The organism is Amycolatopsis sp. lyj-346 (assembly GCF_046548975.1).
Lineage (GTDB): Bacteria > Actinomycetota > Actinomycetes > Mycobacteriales > Pseudonocardiaceae > Amycolatopsis.
Genome location: NZ_JAJPWT010000011.1, coordinates 302,577 through 328,659 on the forward strand (window position 1 = coordinate 302,577; position 26,083 = coordinate 328,659).

Consider the following 26,083-nt stretch of genomic DNA (forward strand, 5'->3'; position numbering starts at 1 on the left):
CCGCGCTGAGCTGCGGAAACACGCTCGCAGGGTGCGTAAAATACCCAGCCGGGCCGGCAAAAGTTACCCGGCGGACAGCGCGGCAGGCCGTCCGCGCTCAGTCGCTCTCCAGCACGACCTTCCCGATGTGGGTCCGCGACTCCAGGTGCTTGAGCGCCTCGGCCACCTCGTCGAAGGCGAACCGGCGGTCGATCACCGGCTTCAGGCCGGTCCGCTCGATCGCCCGGTTCATCGCCTGGAACGTCTCGCGGGAGGCGTTGGTCAGGCCGCGCAGGGTCAGCTGCTTGACCAGCACCAGGATCGGGTCGGCGGCACCTTCGTGGGTGAGCACGCCGGCGACGCTGACGTGCCCGCCGTACCGCGCGGCGATCATCGACTGGCCGATCGTGCCGCCGCCGCCCACGTCGACGACGTGGTCGACGCCGCCGCCGGTCAGGCCGGCCACGGCGGCACCCCACTCCGGGGTGGTCGCGTGGTTGAGCGTCTCGGCGGCCCCGAGCTCCCGCAGCCGTTCGAGCTTCTCGTCCGAGCTCGACGTCGAGACGACGTGGGCGCCGCCGAGCGCGGCGAACTGCAGCGCGAACGTGGACAGGCCGCCGCTGCCGAGGGTGAGCACGGTCTGCCCCGGCGTCAGCCTGCCTTCTTCGACGACCGCCCGCCACGCCGTCACGCCGGCGCTGGGCAGCGTGGCGGCTTCGGCGTAGCCGAGGTGCGCGGGCACCGCGACCAGGGCGTCCTCGGCGAAGACGGCGTACTCCGCGAGCACGCCGTCGAGCGTGCCGGCCAGGTCGTCGGCGGTCTTCTCCGGCGTGCCGGGCCCGGCCAGCCAGTTCGGGAAGTACGTCGCCGCCACCCGGTCACCCGCGGCCCAGGCGCGCACCCCGGCCCCGACCTCGACGACCTCGCCGGCGCCGTCGGACAGCGGGATCACGTCCGGCTTCACCGGCTTCGGGTAGAAGCCCTTGACGATCATCAGGTCGCGGGCGTTGACCGCCCACCCGCGCAACCGGACCAGGACCTGCCCGGGACCGGGTTCGGGAACGTCACGCTCGCCGAGCAGCAGCTCGGCGCCGGGGCGGGGCAGGGAAAAGTACTTCACAGTGGCTCCAAGGGATTCGGGGGCTCCAGAGGGATCGGTGGCTCCTCAACGAGGCCAGTGTGTCGAAACCGCGAGCTCGCCGTCGACGGTCGCCAGGAGTTCCGGGGTCAGTTCGGCGAGCGAAGTGGCGAAGTGGCGCACGCCGGCGGAGGCCATGAAGTCCCGCTGCCGCGCGTGCGCGGGGCTCGCCGGGAACCCGATGAACCCGGCACCGTGCGCGCGGGCGTCCACGGCCACCCGGCTGACGTCGTCGACGAAGACGATCTCGTCGAAGGCGACGCCGAGCACGGTCCGGGCGATGTGGTCGACCCCCGGCCGGTGCTCGTTGATGCTCACGTAGGGCACCTCGGGATCGAGGAGGTCGACGAAGCCGCCGAGGTGGTGGTCGAAGGTGTGCTCGCGGGTCCGGCCGCCGTAGCAGACCAGCCGCACCGGGAGCTTCGCCAGTGCCTCCAGGCAGTCCCGCGCGCCCTCGGCCACCCGGATCGGGTGCTCGGCCAGGTAGTCCTGCCGCGCGGCCCACAGCTGCTTCAGCGTCTCCTCGGCCGGCTGGTCCAGGCCGCAGAGCCGGGTGATCTTTTCGGCGACGACGACGTCGCGCAGCCCGATCACGTCCCGCTCGGCCGCGGCGTCGTAGTTCCCGCCGTGTTCGGTGACGAACCGGGCGATCATCGCCAGGTAGGTGTCGTCGATGAGCACGCCGTCGCAGTCGAGCGCGACCACGCGCAGTTTGCCGAAGCCGCTCACCGCTGCGCGAACACTTCCCGCGCCGCCGCGATGGCGTTGAGCGCGGCCGGGAAGCCGCAGTAGAACGCCAGGTGCAGCACGGTCTCCACGACCTCCTGCTCGGTGCCGCCGACGTTGAGCAGCCCGTGGATGTGCACCTTCAGCTGCGGCAGCGCGGTGCCCAGCGCGACGCACGCCGCGATCGTGACGATCTCGCGGTGGCGCAGGCTCAGGTGCGGCCGGCTGTAGATCTCGCCGAAGGTGAACTCGATGATGTAGGTGGCCAGGTCGGGCGCGATGTCCTGCAGTGCCGCGGCGACCTTCTCCCCCGCCTCGCCGTCGACGGCCTTCATCGCCGCCAGGCCGCGCTCGTAGCGGTCCTCGATGCCCGCCCACGGCACTTCGCCCGCCTCGTCGGCCGGTGACGGCTCCTCGGCCGGCAGGTCGTCGAAGGCCGCCTTGAGTGCCGTCAAGGCGTTGAGCGTGGCCGGGAACCCGGCGAAGGAGCTGACGTGGATCACGGCCTCGGTCAGCTGGCGCCGGGTGCAGCCGACGTTGAGCGCGGCCTTGGCGTGGAACTGCAGCTGCGAACCCGCGTAGCCGAGGGCGGTGAGCGCGGCGACCGTCGCCAGCTGCCGCTCCGGCAGCGGCAGGCCGGGCCGGTGGTAGACGTCGCCGTAGATGAACCCGACGCACTGCTCGCCGAACTCCGCCTCCCCGATGCTGGCGAACAGGTCCAGCACGGCCGGCCGGTCGGCCCCGCCGAGCTGCTGGATGAGTTTCAGGCCCTGGGCGAAGGACGCGGAGCGGTCCTGCTGCTGCAGGTCGGACATCGTGACGTGGTTTCCCTTCCGGAGTGGGTTCCCGAGCTCACCCGAGGTAAGCCTGGGTGGCCTGGTCGGCCTTGCGGCGTTCCAGGGTGTCGATGCGTCCCTGCGCGATCATCGCGTACTCGATGCCGGCGGTGGCCACGGTGCGGCCCAGCTGGCGCACCGCCGTCGTGGCGCGGAACTTGAGGTGGGTTTCCCGGTCGAGATCGGACTCGACGATCAGCGACTCCACGGTGGCCGGCAGCGGGAACAGGAAGTCCTCGAAGGACAGGTCGATCCGCTTCCACACCCCGGCGTGGCTCGCCGGGGTAAGGCCGGGCCGGATCGCGGTCTCGAACTGCGCGATGCAGATCTGCCGCATCGCCTCGATGATCACGATGCCCTGCACGTGCTCGCCGGTGTGGTGGTCGAGGACGAGTTCGTTGTTCCGGTGGATTCGCAGCTCGGCCCGGCAGTGCGCGGGGGCCGGGCTGTGCACGCCCGCGAGCAGGACGTTCTCCGGCCGGTTCTTGTGGACGACCGCGGGCGGGGCGAACGGCAGCCGGAACGCGTCCGGGTCCGCCAGGCACACGGCCCCTTCGCTCTTCTCGCAGGCGGCTTCGAGCAGATCGCCGTCGGTCGCGTCGATGCCCTGGCCGAAGTGGACGATCCACTGGCAGCCCGGCGCCACGAGATCGCCCGAGCCGAGCCGGGCCAGCAGGCCCGACAGCGTGAACACCCGCTCTTCGCGGGCGAACCGCGCGAAGCGGTCGGCGACCACGACGACGTCCCGCCGCGTGTCCCCTTCCCACGCCCACGTCTCGTCGCGCGGGGTTTGCGGGCACGAGACATCGTGCGGTGCCACCTCGGGCACCTCCGTCCGGGTCGGGTCTGGGGTCACGGATGCGTCGACGCGTGGGCGTCCAGGAGGGCTTCGGCGAGGTTGCGGGCCGTCGTGGCCGTGCGCCAGCGCGGCCCGGACAGCTCGGTGGCCAGCAGCTTCAGCGTGGCGCGCACCATGTCCGGCTGCTTGCCCACGCCCGCGTCCAGCAGTGGTTCGACCTGCGCCGCGGCGCCCTCGAGATCGTCGAGCCGCAGGTGCGCGCGGCCCGTGTCGATCCGGATCATCGGATCCATGGCCTCCCAGCGGTTCTCCAGCGACAGCTTTTCGAAGGCCTCGCGGGCGGTGGTGAACTCGCGCAGCGCGGCCGAGGCCTGCCCGACAGACAGTAGCGAGTTGCCCGCCATGTAGTGCCGCCGGTCCTTCGTGATGTTGAAGAAGCTGTCCTCGCCACCGGCCCCGAGGTCCGGGTCTTCGATGGCCGTCCAGCGCGCGATCGCGTCCAGCACCTGCCGTTCGGCCTGCACCGACGACCAGCCGCGCGCCTCGGCGAGGATGAGCGGGGCATCGGTGAGACGCCCGCCCGCGTGGTAGTTGAGCCCGTCGGCGGCGAGCTTCGCGGACTCGATGCCGTTGCCGGCCCAGAACGCCACGCGCGCCTGGGACGTGCGCACCCAGCGCCGGGCGAGGAAGTCGTCGGCGTACTGGGTGTAGAGCCAGGCGGCGGAGTTGAGTTCGCGTGAGCGCCGGTACCGGCCGAGGTCGCCCGCGATCCAGGCCATCATCGCGCTGGACTTCGCCCCGATGAGCAGCAGGTCCTGCGTCTGCTTCGGCCGCTGACGGCCCTTCAGCAGGGACGCGGTCCGGTCCGCGATCACGGCGAGCTGGCCGAGGATCGAGTCGGGTGCGGTGCGGGTGTAGGCGCCGCCCAGGAAGTCGAGGTCCGCCCACAGGTCGTCGAGCTGGACATCGTCCACGTTGGTCTTCGTGAGCAGGATGGCGTCGTCGAGGGCGCCGGCGCCGATCTCCTCGTCCACCCGGGCCTCGACGCGCGCCCCGACGGGGGCAGTGGCGCGGGCAGCGGTGCGGGCCGGCGGCACCGCCGCCTCGGGCACGGCGACGGCCGCGGGCTCGGCCTCGGCGTGGTACTCGGCCAGGTCCTTGGCCGGCAGCTGCTCGAGATCACGCAGGCCCAGCAGGCACTTCCAGCTCGTGCCGTAGACCTGGGCCAGCACCCGCAGCGCCGCGACGGTCGGCCGGACGCCGCGTTCGGGCCACTGTTCGTACTCCCAGATCCGCGTGCCGCGCATCCCCGCGCGGGGATCTCCGGTGACGGCGTTGTACTGGTGCGCCGCGACGTCGAGCGAGAGCTCGGACGCCAGCCGCCACGCCGTGCGCGGCGGGATCCGGCATTCGACGATCAGGTTCCTCGCCACCTGGGCCGGCATCGCCGCCTCAGGGAAGCCCAAGGCGGCGAGCCGCTCCCGCAGCTGGGCGCGGTAGGGCTTGCTCCCTGGTTTGGCCTGTCGACTCATCGTTCATCCAACGATCTCCGGAGGACGGGGCACGCCGACGACACTACCGCAGCGTGACCGGGCGGGCCGAGTTCGTCACCGGACCCCGTCGTGCACTCGCCGAGAAGTTGAATGCGCAACAAGAGTTCCGGCCGAAGGCTGTTCCGGCCGGAACTCTTCCGGTCGGACACCGCCGCCTGAGAGCGCTCCCAATCGCGGCCCGGCCGCGGCTGTTAGTGATCTTGGGACGGATTTCCGGAATCCACCCCAACGGAGGTGTCCCGCCCCGGCTCGCGGTGGCGCAGCGCCACATCGAGATGTCCTGCGCCCCAACGGGTTCGGCCGTTCAGGAGTGTTCAGTGGCCAGGCCGGACGCCTCGGCTGCGGAAAACGGACCACCGGATCGGCCCGCGTCCGGGTCGCTCTTTACAAGCACGACACGCCGGGGTTACCTTTCCCGACGGCTGGAAGCGCTCCCATGCCAGGTCGCCTCGCCAGAACGCGGCCACCAACCAGGGGCGTCGTGGTGCAAGCCACGGCGCCCCTGTCCGCGTCCCCCCGAGGAGTCACCCCCGAGGAGCCCACCCCATGAACAACAGGTTCGCCGGTGCACTGGCCGCGCTCTGCCTCGCCGCGGCGGGCACCACCGCGGTCGTCGTGGCCGGGCCGGCCGCCGCCGCGCCCGCGTGCTCGGTCGACTACCGCGTCAACCAGTGGCAGACCGGCTACACCGCGGACATCACGGTGACCAACGGCGCCACCGCGGCCTCCTCCTGGACGCTCAGCTGGCACTACGCCGGGAACCAGTCCGTCACGTCCGCGTGGAACGCCACCGTCCGCCAGACCGGGACCGCGGTCACCGCGCAAAGCCTGCCCTACAACGGCGCGCTGCCCGCCGGCGGCTCGGTCTCGTTCGGCCTCCAGGGCACCTACACCGGGACGAACGCCGCGCCGGCGGACTTCGCGCTCAACGGCGTTTCGTGCGGCGACTCCGCTCCCCCGACGTCGACCACGCCCACCACGACCACCACCACGCCGACCACGACGACGTCCGGGCCGCCGCCCGCCGGCTGCGCGGACGCCGCGCTCTGCGACGACTTCGAACAGCAGACCGGCAGCACCCCGGGTGGCCGGTGGACCGTCGGCGCGGCCAACTGCCAGGGCACCGGCACGGTCACCGTCGACGGATCGATCGCGCACTCGGGCACCCGTTCGGTCAAGGTCACCGGCCAGGGCGGCTACTGCAACCACGCCTTCCTCGGCACGAGCGTGACCGGTTCCGGCGTGCTGTACGGGCGGTTCTGGGTCCGGCACACCACCGCGCTGCCCACCGGGCACGTCACCTTCCTGGCGATGCGCGACAGCACCGACGGCCGCGACCTGCGGGCCGGTGGGCAGAACCGGGCCCTGCAGTGGAACCGCGAATCCGACGACGCCACCCTGCCCGCCCAGAGCCCGGCCGGCGTCGCCCAGAGCGTCCCGCTGCCGACCGGCACCTGGTCCTGCTTCGAGTTCCGGCTCGACGGCGCGGCCGGCCAGCTCCGGACGTGGCTGGGCGGCACCGAGGTGCCCGGGCTGGTCGTGGACGGCGTCCCGACCCCCGACATCGACCAGCAGTGGCTCGCCCGGACGTGGCGCCCATCGGTGACCGACCTGCGGCTCGGTTGGGAAAGCTACGCCGGCGACGCCGACACGCTCTGGTTCGACGACGTGGCCGTGGGCTCCTCGCGGATCGGCTGCTGAGCTACCGGCCCAGCACCCGCTCGATCTCGGCCAGCTCGTCGTCGGTGAACTCGAGGTTCGCGGTGGCCGCGACCGTGTTCTCCAGCTGGGCGACGCTGCTCGCGCCGATCAGCGCGGAGGTCACGCGGCCGCGGCGCAGCACCCAGGCGATGGCCAGCTGCGCCAGCGTCTGCCCCCGCCCCTTGGCGACGTCGTTCAGCGCGCGGACGGTCGCGAGGGTGTCCTCGGTCAGCCGGTCGCTGGTGAGGAACGGGCTGGCGCCGGCCGCGCGGGAGCCGGCCGGGATGCCGTCCAGGTAGCGGTCGGTCAGCAGGCCCTGGCTCAGCGGCGAGTACGCGATCGAGCCGACGCCGTGCTCGTCCAGGGTGTCCAGCAGGCCGTCTTCGACCCAGCGGTCCAGCATCGAGTACCGCGGCTGGTGGATCAGCAGCGGCGTCCCGAGTTCCGTCAACGCGGCGAGCGCGGCTTCGGTCTGCTCGGGCGAGTAGTTGGAGATGCCCGCGTACAGCGCCTTGCCCGAGCGGACGGCGGTGTCGAGCGCGCCCATCGTCTCCTCGATCGGCGTTTCCGGGTCCGGGCGGTGGGAGTAGAAGATGTCGAAGTGGTCCAGCCCGGTGCGGGCCAGGCTCTGGTCGAGGCTGGCCAGGAGGTGCTTGCGGGAGCCCCACTCGCCGTACGGGCCGTCCCCCATCAGGTAGCCCGCCTTGGACGACACCAGGATCTCGTCGCGGTACGGGCGGAAGTCGGCGGCGAAGTGCCGCCCGAAGTTCGCCTCGGCCGAGCCGGGCGGCGGGCCGTAGTTGTTGGCCAGGTCGAAGTGCGTCACCCCGAGGTCGAACGCCCGGCGCAGCACGGCCCGCTGCACGTCGAGGGGCTTGTCGTCCCCGAAGTTGTGCCACAGGCCGAGCGACACCGCGGGCAGCTTCAGCCCGCTGCGCCCGGCCCGCCGGTACGGCATGTCCGCGTACCGGTCTTCGGCCGCGACGAAAGGCGACATGGTTCTCCTTGTCGAAGGGGGACGTCGGAAGGAACGGCGAGCGCAGTTTATCCGCGCGCGAGCAGGGCGCCTGCGAACGACGCCGCGGGCGGCAGGCCGGGCAGCAGGGTCGCCTGGTAGGCGTGGTAGACGTCCGGTTTGCCCGCCCACACGGTCGCGGCGGGCCGGTTGCCGGGGTCGAGTTCGTGGTGCCACGAACCGAGTTCGCGGTCGACGAAGCAGGCTTCGGCGTGCGCGCACCACTCCTCGAAGCGGGCGAGGTACGCCGGGTCGCCGGTTTCCTGGTGCAGGGTCCACGCCGCGGCCATCGCCTCGGTCACCACCCAGTGCAGCCGGGTGTGCACCACCGGCGTCCCGGCGAAATCGGTCGTGTAGACGAAGCCGGGCCGTCCGTCGACGGCCCAGCCGTACCGGACGGCGGCCTCGAACAACGCGGCCGCGTCGGGTATCAGCCACGGCGGCGCCGCGGTCCCGAGCGCCCGTCCGAGGTGGACGGCCAGCCGCGCCCATTCGAAGAGGTGCCCGATGGTCGCCCCGTACGGGCGGAACGGGTGGGCGGGTTCGCCGCGGTTGAACTCCAGCCGGACCTGCCAGTCCGGGTCGTAGTGCTCCGGGAGCAGCCAGCCGTGCGCGCGGGCCTCGCCGTGGACCAGACGCTCCACAATAGACAGCGCACGCTCCGCCCACACCACGTCGCCGGTGACGTCGGCGGCGGCCAGGAAGGCCTCCACCATGTGCATGTTGGCGTTGGCGCCGCGGTAGTCCTCCAGGCGGGTCCACCCGCGGTCCCAGACGTCGGCGACGAGCCCGGCCCCCGGCTCCCAGAACCGGCGTTCGACGACTTCGAGGGCCTCGGCCAGCAGCGGTTGCGCGCCTTCGGCACCGGCCGCGGCCGCGCTCGCGGCCGCCAGCACGACGAACGCGTGCTCGTAGGCGCGCTTTTCGGGCAGGGCCGTCGAGGCGTACCAGCCGCCGTGCCCGGTGTCCCGCAGCGGACCGGTCAGCGCCGCGACGCCGTGCGCGACCTGTCCGCCCACGTCCGCTCCCCGCAGCGAGGCGAGCGCGAAGACGTGCGTCATCCGGCAGGTGATCCAGGTTTCGACGGGCCGGTCGAGCACCGGCCGGCCGGCGTCGTCGAGCCAGGCGAACCCGCCGCCGGGGTGCGCCGCGCCGCCGGCGAACCCGAGCAGCCGGGCGGGTTCGGCGCGCACCCAGGCGGGAACCGAAGACGGACTGTCCACTCGCTGCCTTTCTCCACGGGGCCTTTCTTCACGGGCCCGCCCGGTCGGACGGCCCCCGCCAACGTAGGCCAAGGCACCTGCCCCGGCCATCGCGGGCTGTTCCGGAAGTGACCGTCGCCGCGTATCCTGACCTTGGAAGCGCTCCCAGTCTTCGACGCACGCAACCCAATGAAGGGACTGACGTGACCAGGAGACGAAGTACCATCCTCGCCGCCGTCACCGTGCTGCTGGCCAGCCTGACCACCGTCCTGCTGAGCACCGGTACGGCCGAGGCGCACGGCGCCATGATGAAACCGGGTAGCCGGACCTTCCTGTGCTGGCAGGACGGGCTCAGTTCGACCGGCGAGATCAAGCCGCAGAACCCGGCCTGCGCGGCCGCGGTGGGCGTCAGCGGTGCCAACTCGCTGTACAACTGGTTCAGCGTGCTGCGCTCCGACGGCGCCGGGCGCACGCGCGGGTTCATTCCCGACGGGAAGCTGTGCTCCGGCGGGAACCCGGGCTTCGCGGGCTACGACGGGGTCGGCGCGTGGCCGCTGACCCACCTCACGGCCGGCGCGCGGTTCGACTTCTCGTACAACGCCTGGGCCGCCCACCCGGGCTGGTTCTACACGTACGTGACCAAGGACGGGTGGAACCCGAACCAGCCGCTCACCTGGGACTCCCTGGAGGACCAGCCGTTCCTCACGGTGGACCACCCGTCGGTGACCGGCTCGGTGGGCACGGTGGAGGGCCAGTACAAGTGGAGCGGTGCGCTGCCGACGAACAAGTCGGGCCGGCACATCATCTACTCGGTGTGGAAGCGCTCGGACAGCGCCGAGACGTTCTACGGCTGCTCGGACGTCACCTTCGACGGCGGGAACGGCGAGGTCACCGGCGTGAAGGACCCGGGCACCAACCCGACCACCACGCCCACGACCCCGACGACCCCGACCACGCCGACGACCCCCACCACGCCGACGACCCCGACCACGCCGAACCACCCGACGGACTCGTGCATGGCGATGGTCGAGATCACCAACACCTGGGGCGGCGGCTACCAGGCCACGGTGACGGTGATGAACCACGGCACCACGCCGTACCGGAGCTGGCAGGTGGGCTGGACGCTGCCCGCGGGCCAGACCATCGGCAGCGTGTGGAACGGCACGCTGAACCAGTCCGGATCGGCGGTGACGGTCCGCAACGCCAACTGGAACGGCAACGTCGCCGCCGACGGTACGACCACCTTCGGCATGGTCGTCAACACGACGGGAGGCGCCGTCCCACCCTCGCCGACGTGCCAGGGTAGCTGAAATGTCCTGAGTGGACAGACCGCGAAGGCCGCTTCGGGGAACGCGCAGTTCCCCGAAGCGGCCTTCACGCATTCGTGGGGCCGGTGCTCCCGCGGGTGATCAGCTTCGGCCGGGAGGTGTGGACGTCGCCGACCCGCTCCCCCGCCAGCACGTCGTGCAGAACGGACGCCGCCAGCGCACCGAGCTCGGCCAGCGGACGCCGGATCGCCGTCAGCGCCGGGCGGACCAGCCGGCACAGCGGCGTGTCGTCCCAGGACACCACCGAGAGGTCCTTCGGCACCGAGAGCCCGAGTTCGCGTGCGGCGGCGAGGGCGGCCACCGCGAGATCGTCGGTGTCGCAGAGCAACGCGGTGGGCCGGGGACGCGTGGCCAGTACCCGCCGCACCGCGTCGGCCGACGGTTCGGGGTGGACGGTGCCCGGGTGCGGGAGGCCGGTCGCCGCCGTGGTGAACGCGCGGCGCCGCGCCGCGGGATCGGCGAACGCCGCCGCGCCCGCGATGCGGACCACGTGCCGGTGTCCCAGCGCGGCGAGGTAGGCCAGCGCCTCGGCGGCGCCGGTGACGTCGTCCACGAGCACCGAGGGAACACCCGCCACCCCGCCCGGCCCGCCGAGCACCACCGCCGGCAGGCCGATCCGGATCAGCTCGGCCGCACAGCCCGGCTCGGTCAGCAGCACGCCGTCGACCTTCCGTTCGGCCCGCCAGCGGCGGTAGACCGCCAGCGCGGCGTCGCGACCGGGGGCGGCCTGCAGCAGCAGTTCACCCTCGAACCCGTCGAGCAGGGCCGGGACGAACACCTCCAGCCGCCGGTCGAGCACCAGGCCGATCGCCCCGGTCCGGCCACCGGACAACGCCCGCGCGGTGCTGCTGGGCGCCCAGCCGAGCTCCCGGGCGATCTCGGTGATCCGCCGCCGGGTGGCCTCCGAGACGCCGGGGCGGCCGTTGAGGGCGTAGGAGACCGCGCCCTTGGAGACGCCGGCCTCCTTCGCGATGTCGGTGATCGTCGGACGCTTCATCGCACCCCTCCTTCACACCACGAGTCCGGGCACCGCCCGGGCACACCACGAGTCCGGGCACCGCCCGGGCACACCACGAGTCCGGGCACCGCCCGGGCACACCACGAGTCCGGGCACCGCCCGGGCACACCACGAGTCCGGGCACCGGCCGGGCCGGAGCCCGCGGACCGTGTCCGCACGGACACCCGCCGTCGCGCACCTTGACACCCGCCGCACCGGGAACCGACACTCGCCCCGGGAGCGCTCCCAGCCAACGGGGGCCGGGAGCGTGCCGCGAGTGGGGAGTGCGCGCGCATGAGGCAGATCCGAAGACCGGCGGCCTTGGCCGCCGCCGCCGTCCTGCTTTGCCTGGTCGGGGGGTGCGGACCGGGCACGCCGGAGCGGATCACGCTCACGGTGGCGACGTTCGGCGAGTTCGGCTACGACGACCTCATCCCCGGCTACCAGTTCACCCACCCCGGGCTCACCATCCGCCAGGTGCGGACCGAGCAGGGCGGACCGTACCACCAGGACCTGCTGACCAAGCTGCAGAACGGCCAGCCGCTCGCCGACGTCCTGGCCGTCGAGGAAGGCCACCTCTCCGACGTGCTCGCCCACGCGGACAAGTTCGCCGACCTGGCCGAGATCGGGCCGCCCGAGGTGAAGCCCGGCCGGTGGCTGGAGTGGAAGTACGAGGCGGGCCGCAGCCAGGACGGCAAGCTGGTCGGCTACGGCACGGACATCGGGCCGCTGGCCATGTGCTACCGCAAGGACCTGCTCGAGGCGGCCGGGCTGCCGACCGACCCGGGCTCGGTGAAGACGATGTTCGCCACCTGGGACAGCTACTTCAAGGCCGGCGAGAAGTACGTCAAGCGCTCGAAGGGCAAGCCGTGGTTCGACTCCTCGGCGCAGATCTTCAACGCCAAGGTCAACCAGCTCCCGGTCGGCTACCTCGACCGCGAAAACCACTCGACGCTGGAGACGAACACCGCGCTCAAGGACGCCTGGGACCAGGTCACCACCGCGGTGAAGCAGGGCCAGTCGGCCGGGCTCACCGCCTTCGAAGACGACGGCAACAACGGCCTGCGCACCGGCGCCTTCGCCACGAAGGTCTGCCCGTCGTGGATGCTCGGGGTCATCGAACAGCAGGCCGGGGTCGGCAACGCGGGCAAGTGGGCGCTCACCGACGCCTTCCCGGACGGCGGCGGCAACTGGGGTGGGTCCTTCCTCACCGTGCCGTCCTCGAGCCCGCACCAGAAGGAGGCCGCCGCGCTCGCCGCCTGGCTGACCGCGCCGGAGCAGCAGCTGCACGCTTTCCGGGTGAGCGGGAACTTCCCCAGCCAGGTCGACGCCTTCACCTCCGCGGACCTGCTCAGCGAGATGAACGGCTACTTCGGCGGGACGATGAGCGGCCAGGTCTTCGTCGCACAGGCCCGCAAGGTCGGCAAACCGCAGTACAAGGGGCCGGGTGACGGCAAGATCCAGGAGCAGGTGATCGCACCCTCGCTCAAGGCGGTCGAGAAGGGCGCCGATCCCGCCGCCGTCTGGCAGCAGGTGCTGATCGGGGTGCGCCGGCTCGTGCCCTGACCGGAAGTCCGCTCGCGTCGGCGGGCGCTGCCGCTCCGGCACTGCGCCGGGGCCAAGCCCGCCGAACGCCGCCGCGGGCTGGGCGCGGCGCCGCACGAGCGCGCCGCGCACGGACGCTCGGTGGTACGGGCGATCACGTCGCCGGAGAACAAGGGTTCGCACGCGTTCCACACCCGGATGGGGTTCGTCACCGAACCAGGGCCGAAGGGGTTCCGGTCCGGACGCGGCCACGACGGGCCGGGTCCGGACCGGCTGAGCTTCCGCAAGGACCCGGCTGACACGCCGGAGGTGCGTGCCGCGGGATCCGGCCCGAGGTCGACTGTGACGTCGGGCCGGATCCCGCTGTCCCGCCCGTACGCCTGAGGCGTCCGGGCGGGACCGCGGCGAGCGGCCTGGCGGGACAGGCCGCTGCCGCCGGGTGGAGGCCGAGCCGGGCGGCGGCTGCGCGGCACCGCCCGGCCCGGGGTCTGTTACTGCACCGGCGGGTAGGCGTTCTGGACCAGCTGCTCGAACTGGGGCCCGAACCACTTGCCGGCCAGCGGCGCGTCCGGCAGGGCGCCGGTCAGGTTGCCGCCGTTGGCCTGCTCGCTACCGCGGAAGGTCGGGTCGCACATCGGGTCCGCGCCCTTGCCTTCGTCGTTCGGGATCGGCTTGCTCGCACCGTCGGACTCACCCGGCGGCTTGATCCAGACGTAGGCGTCGAAGTGCGCCGCGGGAGCCACCGTGGGCCGCACGCCCAGCCCCGCACCGCTCTGGTTGCACCAGTTGCCCCGGTGCAGCCGCCGGTCGACCCGGCCCGAGTTGACGTACGCGTCCACAGTGGCGCCCGAAGCACCGCTCGGCCGGGCCGCGCCGCCCCAGCCGTTGCGGGAGGTGTCGACCAGCATGCCGATGCCGCTGGGCAGACCGGCCGCCACGAACGCGTTGTACATCGCCGTGGCGAAGGGCACCTCGGCGAAGTACGGGTTCCACTGGTAGAACGTCGCCGACCGCAGCTGCTGCCCGCCGACGTTCAGGTTCGGGTCGGGCAGGTTCGGCTCGGTCAGCGGCGTGTAGTTGGCCGTAGAGCTGATGAAGCCGTCAATGCTGTTCACGCCGGCCGTGGTGCCCTGGAGCATCTGCTTGACCGCGTTGACGAACGGGCCGAAGTTGCTGTCCCAGCCCAGCCACGCCGAGTGCGCGATGTCCAGGTAGTTGTAGACGTTGGAGATCGCGTGGAGCTTGTTCAGCGCGTACTGGATGCCCTGGACGTACGCCCCGCTCGACTGCGCCTCGGCGCACTTGGCCGTCGAGAGGTTCGTGATCAGGTTCGGCAGCGAGTCCGGCTCGACGACCGTCACGATCCGCAACGGCGCGTACTTCGCGTCGGAGAGGATCGACGCGATCGGGTCGATGTACTCGCTCTTGTACCGGGCCAGCCCGTTCTCGGAGACCTTCAGCTCACCGTTGGAGGCCAGCGCCGCGCAGTCGCGGTTCGGCAGGTCGTAGACGACGATCTGGATGGTCACCGGCGTGCTGCCGGTCTGCTGCGCCAGCGCCGCGTCGAGGTGGCCGCGCAGGCCGCGGGCGCTCGACGTGCCGTTGATCGCCGCGATCCGGTCGAGCCAGACCGCGGTCGAGGTGCCGGCCACCTTGGCCATCTGGGCGCCGAGCGTGCCGCCCTTGGCCGCGGCCGCCGCGCTCACCTGGGCCGACCAGTCCGGGTTCACGTACCCCTTCGATCCGACGTACGGGTTCTCCACGTGGACGCCGGGCTGCGGCGTCGTGGTGACCGTCGTCGGGGTGGTGGGCGTGGTCGGCGTGGTGGGCGTGGTCGGCGTCGTGGTGACCGTGGTCGGGGTCGTCGGCGTCGTGGTGGTGGGCGTCCCGTCGCAGTGGGCCCCGTTGAGCGAGAACGACGTCGGGATGTCGTTCGTCCCCGAGTACGCCCCGTTGAAGCCGAAACTGGCCGTGGCGTTCGCGCCCAGCGTCCCGCCCCACGACGGGTTCTTCGCGCTCACGTGCTTGCCGCTCTGGCTGAACGTGGCGCTCCAGCCCTGCTGCACCTGCTGGTTGCCGCCGAAGTCCCATTCGACGTTCCAGGACGAAAGGGCGTCGCCCAGGTTGGTCACGGCGACGTTCGCGGTGAAGCCGGTGTCCCACTGGTTGACCGTGTAGGTGACCTTGCAGCCGGTGGCGGCGCCCGCCGGACTGCCCCCGGCCACCAGTAATCCGGCGGTCATCGCCGCCGCCGTCACCGAGGACGCCACGGCGAACCGTGATTTCCTCTTCGCGGACCAGAATTCACTCCTCATCGAGTGCGCTCCTTTGTGTTCTTCGGTGGGTGGGTCAGGTGGTGCAGGCGGTCGCGCCGACGGCGAAGCCGCCCGGCGTGCCGGTCGAGGAGCCGGTGGCCTGGATGCCGATCGACACCGAGGCGCCGCCGGCCAGGTCGGGTGCCCAGGCGGGGGCCTTGGCGCTCGCCTGCTGCCCGGTCTGCGTGACGGTCGCGTTCCAGCCGCCGGTGAGCTGCGTCCCGGACGGCACGGCCCAGCCGAGCGCCCAGTTCTTCAGCGCCGAACTGCCCGTGTTCTTCAACGTCACCGTGGCGACGAAGCCGCCTTGCCAGGTGTCGTCGACGCGGTAGGTCACCGCGCAGCTCGCCGGGGGTGGCGGGTCGGTCGTGCCGCCGCCCGAACCCACCGGCGGGATCAGGTGCGGCTGCAGGATGGCCTGCTTGGTCTGGTTGACCGTGGTCCAGTCGTCGTTGAGGACGCCGCCGGTGTCCCCCGAGTTCGGGTTCCACGACCAGTACGTGAAGCTCATGCCGGACGTCCCGGTGCCCGTGTACTTCATCAGCTCCTGCAGCCAGACCTTGTCGCGCGGGTCGGCGAGGGTGGAGCCGAACTCGCCGAGCAGCACCGGCGCGATGTTCTGCTTGTGCAGGTAACCGAAGAAGTGGTCCCACAGCGCCGGCAGGTTCGCCGGGAAAGCCGGGTCGGAGAACCACTTCTGGGCGAACACCGACGTCGCGTACTCGTGCGCCGAGTACACCAGCTTGTCCGGTTTGGACAAGCGAACCGGGAACTGCTTCGCCCCGGAGAGGTTGCCGCCCCACCAGCCGCACTGCGGATCGCCGGTGCCGCTGACGCAGTCGACGCCTTCCACGACGATCAGCCAGTCCGGGTTCACCGCGAGCACGGCGTTCCCGGCCCGCTCGGCGGCGAGCCGCCAGTCGGTCGCGGTGTCGCCGCAGCCCCAGCACGCGCCCCCGCCGCCCTGGATGGCGTGCGGTTCGTTGTGCAGGTCCGCCCCGATCACCGTGGGATTCCCCTTGTAGTGCTGGGCGAGCATCGTCCAGTCGGAGATCCAGCGGCTTTCGGGGTACGCGCTGGTGTACCAGAGCGGGGACTGCGCACCGGAGTCCGGCCGGTGCCGGTCCAGGAGCACGCGCATGCCCTTGACGCCGGCGTAGGCGACGATCTTGTCGAGCACCTGCAGGCCGGACAGGCCCTGCAGGTCCGGGTTCTGCACCGCGTCGATGCTGACCGGCTTGGACCCGGCGTCGAACAGCTGGTTCGAGTACGGCAGCCGCAGCGTGTTGTACCCGAGCCCGGCCATCTGGTCGAGCATGTCCCGGTAGTTGCGGCTCCACAGGCCGTGCGGCGAGTAGTTGCCGGTCTCGGCGCCGAACCAGTTGATGCCGGTCATCCGGACCGGCGTGCCGGTGGCGTCGAACAGCTGGGAGCCGGCGGCGTGCCAGAACCCGGTGCCGGTGCCGGCCGCCGCGGTGGACTCCGGGGCCGCGGTGGCCGGGGACGCCGTGAGAACGGCGCCCCCGACCAGTGCGGCGACCACCAGCGAGAGCAGTCGCTTCATTCAAGTGCCTCTCAGCCGAACAGGTCCACGTGCGCGGCGAACGCCGTGGCGATCTCCGCCTGTGCCCAGAACCGGTGGTAGGTGAACGTCGGCGCGGCGCCGCCGTCCAGGTAGGCCTGGACCTTCGGCCACTGCGGGTCGCTCTTGTAGAACGACCGGATCGAGGTGAACGTCGAGCTGGAGTTGATCGGGTCGCCGTTCGGCATGGTGCCCGTCCAGCCCGAGGGGATGTACAGCCCCTGGTCGGTGGCGGCGTTGTACTTGTCGTCGAACCGGTCGTAGTCCTTCCGGGTCTCCGGCACCGCGATGCCCTTGCTGTCGACGTTCGCCGAAAGCGCCGTCAGCAGCTGCTCCCCGACCGACTTGGCCTGGGCGTTGCCCGAGCCGGACGCGTAGTAGAGCAGCGTCTTGGCCAGGGAAGCCGCGATCCCGACGTCGTTGTTGTAGTTCTTCACCTCGACGTGCAGGCCCGCGTTCGAACCCGGGCTGGTGGCGTTCCAGGTGTCCGGCTTGCCGGTCCAGGTCAGGTCGGCCGGGATCTGGAAGTTCCCGCCCGCACCGACGGTGGTGGTCGAGATCGCCCACGGCACCCACTTGTCGAGGATCTTCTTCGCCCGGGCGTCCTTCGTCGCCTGGTAGTACTCGGCGATCCGCTCCATGCCCCACGTCTGGAACCCGAACCACTGGTTGCTCGGCGGGTCGTGCCAGACCGGCTGGTGGTCGTAGAACATGCCGTAGAACGTCGGCGTGCCGGCGGGCGGCGTGGCGTACTGGCCTTCCCAGCTGTTGGTCGCGCCGCCGGCGAGACCGCCTTCGGACGACTGCAGCCACTGCAGGAACTCCATCTGCCGGTCGAGGCTGGTGGCCCAGTCCTGCGCGCCGGTGGCCGAGGTGACCTTCAGAGCCGGGTCCGCCGACAGCGCGTACGCCGCGAGCGGGTTCTGGTAGCCCTGGTGGGCCGCGCCGTCCCCGATGCGCCACGCCCAGGCGCTGGACGAGTCCAGGGAACCGCCCCAGGCGTAGTACCACGAGATCAGGTAGTGCTCGCTGTTCTTGCCGGTACCGGCCGGGCAGCTGGTCGGCCCGACGCAGTTGCCGATCTTCTTGAAGTACTTGTCGAACAGCGAGTACCGCAGGTAGTCACCCATCTTCGAGGCCTTCTTCACGACGGCCGCGATGTCGGCGCTCTTGCCCTGCGCCTGGGCCCACTTCTGGGCCTGGTAGGCCACCTGCACGACGCGGGCGTCCGCGTCGGGCGCGTTGGTGTACTTCCACTGCTTCGCGTACGACGAGTCGCCGGTGAACAGGTCGAGGTAGCCGTTCTTGCCGCCGAACTTCATCGTGTCGCAGCTGGGCTGGGTGACCGTCTCCCAGACCGATTCCTGCGAGCCGCGCTGGAAGGTGTTGATGAACGCCGGCGCGGTGTTCGTGCCGTCTCCGCAGCGGCCGAACTTGTAGATGTTGTCGACGTCGAGCAGCCAGTGCATGCCGTAGACGTCCGGGTTGCCGTAGGCCGCGCGCAGCTCCGCCGCGATCGGGTCGGCGCCGACGGGCACGTCGGCCTGCAGCGGCGAGGGGTACGACTTCGGGCTGGGGAACTCGGCCGCGTAGGTCGCCGGGTCGCTCGCGTTGTACCCGCTGTTGGACGGCTGGTCCGCCGCCGGCGGGATCGCGTACGTCTCGATCGACGTGTACGCCTGGTTGAACGGGGCCCAGTCACCGGTCACCCGGCCGTAGGACGCCTCCAGCCAGAGGTAGTAGCTGAACGCCTCCGACGTCGTCTCGTGCCCGTGGTCCGGTGCCTCGACGATCAGCGTCTCGATCGAGTGGTAGGGCACCAGGATGTTCCCGAACTTGCGGAAGTAGCCGTTGTTCGGGTCCTTGATCTTGTTGTACTGCGTCAGGAACGCGAGCTGGTAGTCCGAAGTGGACGACGAGATCTCGTTGACCGCCACCGTGGCCGCGGTGTAGCCGCTGCTGCTCGCGGTGAAGGTCGCGCTGCCCAGCGCTCCCCCGTTGTCGGCGCTGGCGACCGTGACGTTCTGCGGCACGTTCCAGTTCGCCGCGGTGAACGTCAGGCTCAGCGGGCTCGCCGTGAGGTCCGTGCTGCCGGCCGTCCGTGCGACGGCGACGGTGACCGGTGCCGAGGGGGCACCGGCGAGGGAGACGGCGAACGTCGTCGTGGCGCCCTGCTTGACCTGCGCGGTCGCCGGGGCGGCGACGATCGTCGGCCCGGAAAGGACCTTCACGCTGACCGGGCTGGAGGTCGTGCTCGCGCCCTTGTTGTCGTAGGCCTTCGCCGTGATCGAGTAGGTCCCGGCCGGGACGGAGCCCCAGCTGCCTTCGAACGGCGCGGCCGTGTCGGTGGCCAGCAGCGTGTCGCCGGCGTAGAACTCGACCTTGCTCACCGTGCCGTCGCTGTCGGTGGCCGTCGCGGCTAGAGGGACCGTCGCCGGGGCGTAGTAGGTGCCGGTCGAGGACGGCGCGGTCAGGCTGACCGTCGGCGCCTTGTTGGCGCCGGTGCACGCGGTGCCGTTCACCGAGAAGTCGGCCGGTGGCCGGTTGGCCGAGCCCTTCGTGCCGTTGAACCCGAACGACGTGCTCGCCCCGGTGCCGAGGCGGCCGTTGTAGGGCAGGCTCGTCGCGGTGACCGCGGCTCCGGACTGGGCGAACGTGGCGCTCCAGCCCTGCTGGACCTTCTGGCCGTCCAGGAACGTCCAGCCGACCTTCCAGCTGTCGAACGGAGCTCCGTCGTTGCGCAGCGAGACGTTGGCGGTGAACCCGGTGTCCCAGTCATTGGTGGTGTAGGTGACGGAACAGGCGATGTCGGCGCCGAGCGCCGGTGGTGGGGCGACCACCGCGCCCGTGACGGCCAGCACGGCCGAAGCCAGTGCCAGCGCACGGGCGCGCTTTCGGGGAGAGGAACGCATGGCTGCGGAACTCCTTTGTCCGTAGGGAGCCAGCGATCTGGGAGCGCTTCCAGACGCCGACGGTAGCCAGCCGGAAACCTGGATGTAAAGAATCGAGTCAGAAGGACACCGCGGCCACGAACGTCACATCTGCGCGCCCGGCGAACACCAGCTCACTGAACACTCCTGAACAGCCCCATCCAAAGGTCGTCCCGTCACCCGTTCAGCGCAGCCAAACGGTCACGTACGGTGCACGGAAAACGGCGTTTAGCGCCAAAGAGGTGCATCTCGGACCGGAACGTTCCCACCCATCGAGTCATGGACGCCGTGTCGGCTCACAATCACGCGTGTCGACCCGTGAAACACGCGAGCCGACCCTCCAGACACGCGAGCCGACCCTCCGGGCACGCCAGCCGACCCTCCCGGTACGCCGACCGGCCGACCGGGTACGCCGGCTCGGCCGACCGGACCGGGTGGCGGGTCGGGATTCACGTGCTCAGGAGGCCGACACGCGTGATCGGGAGGTCGACACGCGTGATCGGAGGGTCGACACGGGGGTCAGCTCGAGGCGCGGACCGCCAGGGAGACCGGGAGGATGTGCTGACGCGGCTTGAGGTTCTGGTCGTCGAGCAGCTGCATCAGGGTTTCGACCATGGCGTGGACCTGCTCGCGCGGGTCCTGGTGGACCGACGTCAGGGGCGGGTCCATGGCGGGGGCGAGGGTGACGTTGTCGTCGAAGCTGACCACCGCGACGTCGTCCGGGATGCGGCGGCCCGCGCCGCCGAGGGTGCGCAGGGCACCCACCGCCATCATGTCGCTGGCGACGAACACGGCGTCGAGGTCCGGATGCCGGGACAGCAGCGCCGTCATCGCGTTCGCACCGCCCGAAAGGGTGAAATCGGCTTCTTCGACCAGGTCGGCGGGGTCGAGCCCGGCGTCGAGGAGGGTCTTGCGCCAGCCGGCCAGCCGGTCGATCGGGGCGCTCTGGTCCTGGGGGCCGGCAATCGTGGCGATCCGCCGCCGTCCGGACGCCACCAGGTGCTCGACCGCCAGCCGGGCGCCGCCCTCGTTGTCGAAGTCGACGACGTGCACCCCGCGGCGGATGCCGGCCGCCTGGCCGCCGAACACCACCGGGATGCGCAGCAGCCGCAGCGCCTTGGGCAGCGGGTCGGCGCGGTGCGGCGCGAACACCAGCGCGCCGTCGACGTGGCCGCCCTCGAGGAAGCGGACCGTCCGGCTCAGGTCCTCGCGGATGTCACTGAAGATCAGCACCATCTGGCGGCCGACGTCGGCGAGCTCCCGGTAGCCGGCCCGCATGACGGCCGCGCGGTACGGGTCGTCGAGCAGCCGGGACTCCGGCTCCGACAGCACCACCGCGACCGCCCCAGTGCGGCGCGTGACCAGCGACCGCGCCGCCTGGTTGGGGGAATAGCCCAGGTCACGGGCCGCGGCCAGGACCTTCTCCCGCGCCGCCGCGCTGACGTACGCGTCGTCGTTCAACGCCCGTGACGCCGTCGACCGCGACACGCCGGCGAACGCCGCGACGTCCTCCAGCGTCGGCCGTTCTTCATCCCCTGCTCGAGGCCCCACGGCACCGCCCTCGCTCACCCTCTGCAACTCTGACGGACTCAGCTTAACGTTCACGCGCCCGCGCGTCCGGGAGCGCTCCTCGCAGGAAACGCTCCGGTTACAACCCCTTGACACCGGTGAACGCCCCCAGCAGACTCTGCCACACCTGGGAGCGCTCCCAGATCGGCTCCCAGCAGTGAGAGCGCTCATTCCCGTCAACAAGGTGGTTGGACACGTGAGAACGATCCGGAACGGCCTGGTCCTGGCACTGGGCATCACGATGACGGCGCTCGGCGCCTCGGCCTGCAGCGGGGGCGGTGAACAGCAGCCCCCGGCCGCGGCGAACCCGAACGAGAAGGTCGACCTGACCCTGGCGACGTTCACCGAGTTCGGCTACGAGGCCCTCATCCCGGAGTACGAGCGGCTGCACCCCAACATCAAGATCACCCACCGCAAGACCGGCCAGGGCGGCCCCTACCACGAGGACCTCGTCACCAAGCTGGCCGCGGGCTCGGGCCTCGCCGACGTGGCGGCGCTCGAAGAGGGCCACCTGTCGGACTTCATCGACAAGGGCTCGAAGTTCAACGACCTGAGCAAGATCGGGCCGGCCGACGCCTCCGCCGACCGCTGGCTGCCCTGGAAGTACGAAGGCGCCAAGACCAAGGACGGCAAGCTCATCGGCTACGGGACCGACATCGGCCCGCTCGCCATGTGCTACCGCAAGGACATGTTCAAGGCCGCCGGCCTGCCGGACGACCCCGAAGCGGTCAAGCCGCTGTTCGCCACCTGGGACAGCTACTTCGCCGCCGGCGCGGACTTCGTGCAGAAGAGCGGCGGCAAGGCCTGGTTCGACTCGGCCTCGCAGAACTTCAACGCCATGGTCAACCAGCTCCCCGAGGGCTACATCAACACCGACGACAAGCTCGCCGTCGAGAACAACCAGGGCATCAAGGACGCCTGGGCCAAGGTCACCGACGCGGTCACCAAGGGCCAGTCGGCCAAGCTCGTCGCGTTCAGCAACGAGTGGAACACCGGCTTCAAGCAGGGCGCGTTCGCCACGAAGGTGTGCCCCGCCTGGATGCTCGGCGTGATCAAGGAGCAGGCGGGCCCGGAGAACGCCGGCAAGTGGGCGGTCACCGCGGCCTTCCCGGGCGGCGGCGGCAACTGGGGCGGCTCGTACCTGACCGTCCCGACGCAGTCGAAGCACCCGAAGGAGGCCGCCGAGCTCGCGGCCTGGCTGACCGCCCCGGAGCAGCAGATCAAGGCGTTCCAGGCCAAGGGCACCTTCCCCAGCCAGGTCAAGGCGCTGTCGGACCCCGCGCTGCTGAGCAAGACCGACGACTACTTCGGCGGCACGAAGGTCGGCGAGCTGTTCGCCGAGCAGGCCAAGAAGGTCCAGAAGCCGCAGTACAAGGGCCCCGGCGACGGCCAGATCCAGGAGAACGCGTCCAGCCCGGCCCTGCAGGCGGTCGAACAGGGCAAGCCGGCCGCGGAAGCCTGGCAGCAGCTGGTCGACTCCGCGAAGAAGATCACGCGCTGAGCAGATGACCGTCATCGACAAGGTCGCGCCAGAAGGGAGTAAGGCCGGGGAGCGCATGTCTCCCCGGCCCACCTTCCGTCACCGGTTGAGCCGGTGGGACGTCAAGGCCTCACCGTACCTCTACATCGCGCCGTTCTTCATCCTCTTCGGGATCGTCGGGCTGTTCCCGCTGCTCTACACCGCGTATGTCTCGTTGTTCGACTGGGAGGCCGGGGCGGACCACCCCGACTTCATCGGCATCGAAAACTACACCGAGCTCTTCGCCGACACGCAGTTCTGGAACGCGCTGACGAACACGATCAGCATCTTCCTGCTCTCCACCGTCCCGCAGATCATCATCGCGGTGCTGCTGGCGGCACTGCTCGGGGCCCGGCTGCGCGGCGCGACGGGCTGGCGGGTCGGCATCCTGCTGCCGTACGCGGCCAGCCTCGTCGCCATCGGCATCATCTTCGCCAACCTGTTCGGCCCGAGGTACGGGCTGGTCAACGGCGTGCTGCAGACCATCGGGCTGGACCCGGTCGACTGGCAGGCCAGCCGGTTCGGCAGCCACGTCGCGATCGCGATCATGGTGAACTGGCGCTGGACCGGCTACAACGCCCTGATCGTGCTGGCCGCCATGCAGGCCATCCCCAAGGAACTGCACGAGGCGGCCCTGATCGACGGCGCGGGCACCTGGCGCCGCTTCTGGAACGTCACACTGCCACTGCTGAAGCCGACGCTGGTCTTCGTCACCATCACCTCGACGATCGGCGGCCTGCAGATCTTCACCGAGCCGAAGCTGTTCGACGCCATGCCCGGGTCGAACAACGGCGGCTCCACCAACCAGTTCCAGACCGTGACGCTGTACCTCTACCAGACGGCGTTCCAGAACGCCGATCTCGGTTACGCCTCGGCGATCGCCTGGGTGCTGTTCCTGGTCATCGTGCTCATCGCGCTGGTGAACTTCTTCCTCACCGGCCGGATCGCCCGCACCCCGGCGGTGAAGAAGAAATGACAACACTCCAGAGTGACATCCGCAGTGAAATCCCGAAACCGGGACTGCGGCAGAAGGTCGCCACGCTCGGCAAGCCACGCAAGGCGACCTACTTCGTGCTGGCGATCTTCGTGCTCGGTTCGCTGTTCCCGTTCTACTGGTCGTTCCTGGTGGCCAGCCGCGACAACGGGATGCTCACCGAGCGCATCCCGCCGTTCGTGCCCGGCGGCAACTTCTTCGCCAACGCCGCGCGGGTGTTCGACACCGTGCCGTTCTGGAAGGCGCTGGCCAACAGCGTCATCGTGTCCGGCACGGTGACGCTGACGACGGTGCTGTTCTCCTCGCTGGCCGGGTTCGCGTTCGCGAAACTGCGGTTCCGCGGACGCGACAAGCTGTTCGTGTTCATCGTCGTCACGCTCGCGGTGCCCACCCAGCTGGGCATCATCCCGCTGTTCATCGCGATGTCCGAACTGGGCTGGGCGGGGAGCCTGACGGCGGTGATCGTGCCCAACGTGGTCACCGCGTTCGGCGTGTTCTGGATGCGTCAGTACACAGTGGACGCACTGCCGTACGAGCTCATCGAGGCCGCGCGCGTGGACGGCTGCAGCATGATCCGGATCTTCTGGAACGTCTGCATGCCCGCGGTACGCCCGGCCGCGGCGATCCTCGCGATGTTCACGTTCATGATGTCGTGGAACGACTTCCTGTGGCCGCTCGTCGTGCTGGACGCCGGCAACCCCACCGTCCAGGTGGCCCTGGAAAAGCTGCAGAGCGGCTACTACGTCGACTATTCGCTCGTCCTGGCCGGCACGACCCTGGCCACCATCCCCATCCTCATCGTCTTCGTCCTCCTCGGCCGCCAGATCGTGGCCGGGATCATGCAAGGTGCAGTGAAAGGGTGAACATGTCCGTACATCCCGACAGCGTTCGGGCGGAGACCGCGTTGATGTTCCCGCCTGGCTTCGTCTGGGGTGCCGCGACCGCGGCGTTCCAGGTGGAAGGAGCCACGACGGCCGACGGGCGCACCGACTCGGTCTGGGACGTCTTCGCCCGCCGCCCGGGAGCGGTCCGGGGCGGCGACAACGGCGAACCGGCGGCCGACCACTACCGGCGGTACTCCGAAGACGTCGGGCTGATGCGCCGGCTCAACCTCGGTGCCTACCGCTTCTCGCTGGCCTGGCCGCGGGTGCGGCCGGACGGCGGCGAAGCGAACACCGCCGGGCTCGGCTTCTACGACCGGCTGGTCGACTGCCTGCTCGAGTCCGGGATCCAGCCGTGGGCGACGCTGTACCACTGGGACTTGCCGCAGGCGCTGGAGGAGAAGGGCGGCTGGACGAACCGGGACACCGCCTACCGGTTCGCCGAGTACGCCGAGACCGTGCTGGAGCGGCTGGGCGACCGCGTCGCCAGCTGGTCGACGCTCAACGAGCCGTGGTGCGCGGCGATGCTCGGCTACGCGGGCGGCATCCACGCCCCCGGCCGCAACGACCACCCGGCGGCCGTCGCCGCCACGCACCACCTGCTGCTGGGCCACGGCCTGGCGATGGACATCATCCGGCGGCACGCCCCGGGCACCGCGGCCGGCATCACGCTGAACCTGTACCCGGTCGCCCCGCACGACCCGGCGAACGTCGCCGACGTCGCCGCGGCCCGGCGGATCGACGGCCTGCAGAACCGGCTGTTCCTCGACCCGGTGCTGCGCGGCGGCTACCCGGACGACCTGGTCGCCGACCTCGAGCCGTTCGGGCTGGGCTCGGTCCTGCGCGACGACGACGCCGCGGTCATCGCCGCGCACATCGACTGGCTGGGCGTGAACTACTACCGCGACTACCGCGTCGCGGGCGGTCCGGTGCCGGGCAGCGAGCCCGCGGGGCCCGAGTGGGTCGGCGCCGGCGACGTGCACTTCGTCCCGGACCCGGCGGCGCCCCGCACCGACTCCGGCTGGGAGGTCCAGCCGGCCGGGCTGACCGAGTCGCTGCTGCAGGTGCACCGCGGCTACCGGCCGGTGCCCCTGTACATCACGGAGAACGGCGCGGCCTACCCCGACGTCGTCTCCGACGGCGGTGACATCGTCGACACCGACCGCGTCGCGTTCCTCGACTCCCACCTGCGGGCGGCGCACGAGGCCATCGAGGCGGGCGTCGACCTGCGCGGGTACTTCTACTGGTCGCTGCTGGACAACTTCGAGTGGGCCGAGGGGTACGCGAAGCGGTTCGGCCTGGTCCACGTCGACTACGCGACCCAGCAGCGGACGCCGAAGCGGAGTGCCCACTGGTACTCCCGGGTGATCGGCCTGAACGGGCTCGGCTGACGGGCTCTGCCGAGGGGGTTCGTGGCGGGCACCGGCGCGGGTGCCCGCCACGGCAAGCCCGAGGCCGGCGGGATGCGTGCAAT

At 70.9% G+C, this 26,083-nt stretch carries 20 protein-coding genes; 8 read left to right on the plus strand and 12 right to left on the minus strand.

The features are described 5' to 3' along the window. Nucleotides 1-97: 97 nt before the first annotated feature. From ACLJQE_RS29730 to ACLJQE_RS29750, 5 genes are read right to left on the minus strand one after another with little or no spacing between them, the layout of a single operon-like run. Nucleotides 98-1,099: a zinc-dependent alcohol dehydrogenase family protein gene (locus ACLJQE_RS29730; protein ID WP_410642767.1), complete on the minus strand. Its 1,002-nt coding sequence runs from the start codon at nt 1,097-1,099 to the stop codon at nt 98-100. A 45-nt stretch (nt 1,100-1,144) separates the two neighbouring features. Continuing rightward, nucleotides 1,145-1,846: an HAD family hydrolase gene (locus tag ACLJQE_RS29735; RefSeq protein WP_410642769.1), complete on the minus strand. Its 702-nt coding sequence runs from the start codon at nt 1,844-1,846 to the stop codon at nt 1,145-1,147. Beyond that, nucleotides 1,843-2,658, minus strand: a complete 816-nt coding sequence (locus ACLJQE_RS29740; protein ID WP_410642770.1) for a carboxymuconolactone decarboxylase family protein — start codon at nt 2,656-2,658, stop codon at nt 1,843-1,845. Before ACLJQE_RS29740 ends, ACLJQE_RS29735 begins: the two co-directional genes overlap by 4 nt. A 37-nt stretch (nt 2,659-2,695) precedes the next feature. After that, nucleotides 2,696-3,499, minus strand: a complete 804-nt coding sequence (locus ACLJQE_RS29745) for an AfsA-related hotdog domain-containing protein (RefSeq protein WP_410642771.1) — start codon at nt 3,497-3,499, stop codon at nt 2,696-2,698. 32 nt (nt 3,500-3,531) lie between these two features. Beyond that, nucleotides 3,532-5,010 (minus strand): hypothetical protein, encoded by a 1,479-nt coding sequence (locus ACLJQE_RS29750; protein WP_410642772.1) that lies wholly within the window; start codon nt 5,008-5,010, stop codon nt 3,532-3,534. 567 nt (nt 5,011-5,577) lie between these two features. Between ACLJQE_RS29750 and ACLJQE_RS29755 the strand changes: the two genes are divergently transcribed. Beyond that, on the plus strand, nt 5,578-6,732 hold the full coding sequence (locus ACLJQE_RS29755) for a cellulose-binding domain-containing protein (protein WP_410642773.1): 1,155 nt from the start codon (nt 5,578-5,580) through the stop codon (nt 6,730-6,732). A 1-nt stretch (nt 6,733) separates the two neighbouring features. Here ACLJQE_RS29755 and ACLJQE_RS29760 read toward each other — a convergent pair whose 3' ends face one another. Both ACLJQE_RS29760 and ACLJQE_RS29765 read right to left on the minus strand, forming a co-directional pair. Then, the gene (locus ACLJQE_RS29760; protein WP_410642774.1) at nt 6,734-7,729 is read right to left on the minus strand and encodes an aldo/keto reductase; all 996 of its coding nucleotides are present in this window, start codon (nt 7,727-7,729) and stop codon (nt 6,734-6,736) included. A gap of 47 nt (nt 7,730-7,776) precedes the next feature. After that, nucleotides 7,777-8,970, minus strand: a complete 1,194-nt coding sequence (locus ACLJQE_RS29765) for an AGE family epimerase/isomerase (protein ID WP_410642775.1) — start codon at nt 8,968-8,970, stop codon at nt 7,777-7,779. A gap of 182 nt (nt 8,971-9,152) precedes the next feature. Between ACLJQE_RS29765 and ACLJQE_RS29770 the strand changes: the two genes are divergently transcribed. Next, entirely contained in the window at nt 9,153-10,259 is a 1,107-nt protein-coding gene (locus tag ACLJQE_RS29770) for a lytic polysaccharide monooxygenase (protein WP_410642776.1), read from the plus strand. A gap of 64 nt (nt 10,260-10,323) precedes the next feature. Here the strand turns inward: ACLJQE_RS29770 and ACLJQE_RS29775 are convergent, their stop codons facing one another. After that, nucleotides 10,324-11,274: a LacI family DNA-binding transcriptional regulator gene (locus ACLJQE_RS29775; RefSeq protein WP_410642777.1), complete on the minus strand. Its 951-nt coding sequence runs from the start codon at nt 11,272-11,274 to the stop codon at nt 10,324-10,326. Between the two features lie 294 nt (nt 11,275-11,568). On the opposite strand from ACLJQE_RS29775, the gene ACLJQE_RS29780 reads away from it, so the two are divergent. Further along, nucleotides 11,569-12,840, plus strand: coding sequence for an ABC transporter substrate-binding protein (locus ACLJQE_RS29780; protein ID WP_410642778.1), 1,272 nt, complete (start codon nt 11,569-11,571; stop codon nt 12,838-12,840). Between the two features lie 120 nt (nt 12,841-12,960). Beyond that, nucleotides 12,961-13,203: a hypothetical protein gene (locus ACLJQE_RS29785; protein WP_410642779.1), complete on the plus strand. Its 243-nt coding sequence runs from the start codon at nt 12,961-12,963 to the stop codon at nt 13,201-13,203. A 107-nt stretch (nt 13,204-13,310) separates the two neighbouring features. Here ACLJQE_RS29785 and ACLJQE_RS29790 read toward each other — a convergent pair whose 3' ends face one another. The 4 genes from ACLJQE_RS29790 to ACLJQE_RS29805 form a co-directional block, all read right to left on the minus strand. Beyond that, a complete protein-coding gene (locus ACLJQE_RS29790) occupies nt 13,311-15,134 on the minus strand; it encodes a glycoside hydrolase family 6 protein (protein ID WP_410642780.1) in 1,824 nt (607 codons plus the stop codon). A gap of 34 nt (nt 15,135-15,168) precedes the next feature. Next, the gene (locus ACLJQE_RS29795; RefSeq protein WP_410642781.1) at nt 15,169-16,698 is read right to left on the minus strand and encodes a cellulase family glycosylhydrolase; all 1,530 of its coding nucleotides are present in this window, start codon (nt 16,696-16,698) and stop codon (nt 15,169-15,171) included. 11 nt (nt 16,699-16,709) lie between these two features. Beyond that, entirely contained in the window at nt 16,710-19,628 is a 2,919-nt protein-coding gene (locus ACLJQE_RS29800) for a glycoside hydrolase family 48 protein (RefSeq protein WP_410642782.1), read from the minus strand. Nucleotides 19,629-20,165: 537 nt separating this feature from the next. After that, nucleotides 20,166-21,161 carry a LacI family DNA-binding transcriptional regulator gene (locus ACLJQE_RS29805; protein ID WP_410642836.1) on the minus strand — a complete coding sequence of 332 codons (996 nt, stop codon included), beginning with the start codon at nt 21,159-21,161 and terminating at the stop codon, nt 20,166-20,168. A gap of 250 nt (nt 21,162-21,411) precedes the next feature. Between ACLJQE_RS29805 and ACLJQE_RS29810 the strand changes: the two genes are divergently transcribed. Genes ACLJQE_RS29810 through ACLJQE_RS29825 form a run of 4 tightly spaced genes read left to right on the plus strand, consistent with a single transcriptional unit; the run spans nt 21,412 to nt 26,000 of the window. Next, nucleotides 21,412-22,716, plus strand: coding sequence for an ABC transporter substrate-binding protein (locus tag ACLJQE_RS29810; protein ID WP_410642784.1), 1,305 nt, complete (start codon nt 21,412-21,414; stop codon nt 22,714-22,716). Between the two features lie 4 nt (nt 22,717-22,720). Continuing rightward, complete coding sequence (locus tag ACLJQE_RS29815) at nt 22,721-23,710, plus strand: carbohydrate ABC transporter permease (RefSeq protein ID WP_410642785.1); 990 nt, start codon at nt 22,721-22,723, stop codon at nt 23,708-23,710. Further along, the gene (locus ACLJQE_RS29820; protein WP_410642787.1) at nt 23,707-24,591 is read left to right on the plus strand and encodes a carbohydrate ABC transporter permease; all 885 of its coding nucleotides are present in this window, start codon (nt 23,707-23,709) and stop codon (nt 24,589-24,591) included. The genes ACLJQE_RS29815 and ACLJQE_RS29820 overlap by 4 nt, the downstream gene beginning before the upstream one ends. Further along, nucleotides 24,588-26,000 carry a GH1 family beta-glucosidase gene (locus ACLJQE_RS29825; RefSeq protein WP_410642788.1) on the plus strand — a complete coding sequence of 471 codons (1,413 nt, stop codon included), beginning with the start codon at nt 24,588-24,590 and terminating at the stop codon, nt 25,998-26,000. Before ACLJQE_RS29820 ends, ACLJQE_RS29825 begins: the two co-directional genes overlap by 4 nt. Nucleotides 26,001-26,083: the final 83 nt, after the last annotated feature.

What these genes read in the sequence shown, in the direction of transcription:
- ACLJQE_RS29740 (WP_410642770.1), bottom strand. Translation starts at nt 2,658, where the DNA reads ATGTCCGACCTGCAGCAGCAGGACCGCTCCGCGTCCTTCGCCCAGGGC.
- ACLJQE_RS29750 (WP_410642772.1), bottom strand. Translation starts at nt 5,010, where the DNA reads ATGAGTCGACAGGCCAAACCAGGGAGCAAGCCCTACCGCGCCCAGCTG.
- ACLJQE_RS29755 (WP_410642773.1), top strand. Translation starts at nt 5,578, where the DNA reads ATGAACAACAGGTTCGCCGGTGCACTGGCCGCGCTCTGCCTCGCCGCG.
- ACLJQE_RS29760 (WP_410642774.1), bottom strand. Translation starts at nt 7,729, where the DNA reads ATGTCGCCTTTCGTCGCGGCCGAAGACCGGTACGCGGACATGCCGTAC.
- ACLJQE_RS29775 (WP_410642777.1), bottom strand. Translation starts at nt 11,274, where the DNA reads ATGAAGCGTCCGACGATCACCGACATCGCGAAGGAGGCCGGCGTCTCC.
- ACLJQE_RS29780 (WP_410642778.1), top strand. Translation starts at nt 11,569, where the DNA reads ATGAGGCAGATCCGAAGACCGGCGGCCTTGGCCGCCGCCGCCGTCCTG.
- ACLJQE_RS29790 (WP_410642780.1), bottom strand. Translation starts at nt 15,134, where the DNA reads ATGAGGAGTGAATTCTGGTCCGCGAAGAGGAAATCACGGTTCGCCGTG.
- ACLJQE_RS29795 (WP_410642781.1), bottom strand. Translation starts at nt 16,698, where the DNA reads ATGAAGCGACTGCTCTCGCTGGTGGTCGCCGCACTGGTCGGGGGCGCC.
- ACLJQE_RS29800 (WP_410642782.1), bottom strand. Translation starts at nt 19,628, where the DNA reads ATGCGTTCCTCTCCCCGAAAGCGCGCCCGTGCGCTGGCACTGGCTTCG.
- ACLJQE_RS29815 (WP_410642785.1), top strand. Translation starts at nt 22,721, where the DNA reads ATGACCGTCATCGACAAGGTCGCGCCAGAAGGGAGTAAGGCCGGGGAG.
- ACLJQE_RS29820 (WP_410642787.1), top strand. Translation starts at nt 23,707, where the DNA reads ATGACAACACTCCAGAGTGACATCCGCAGTGAAATCCCGAAACCGGGA.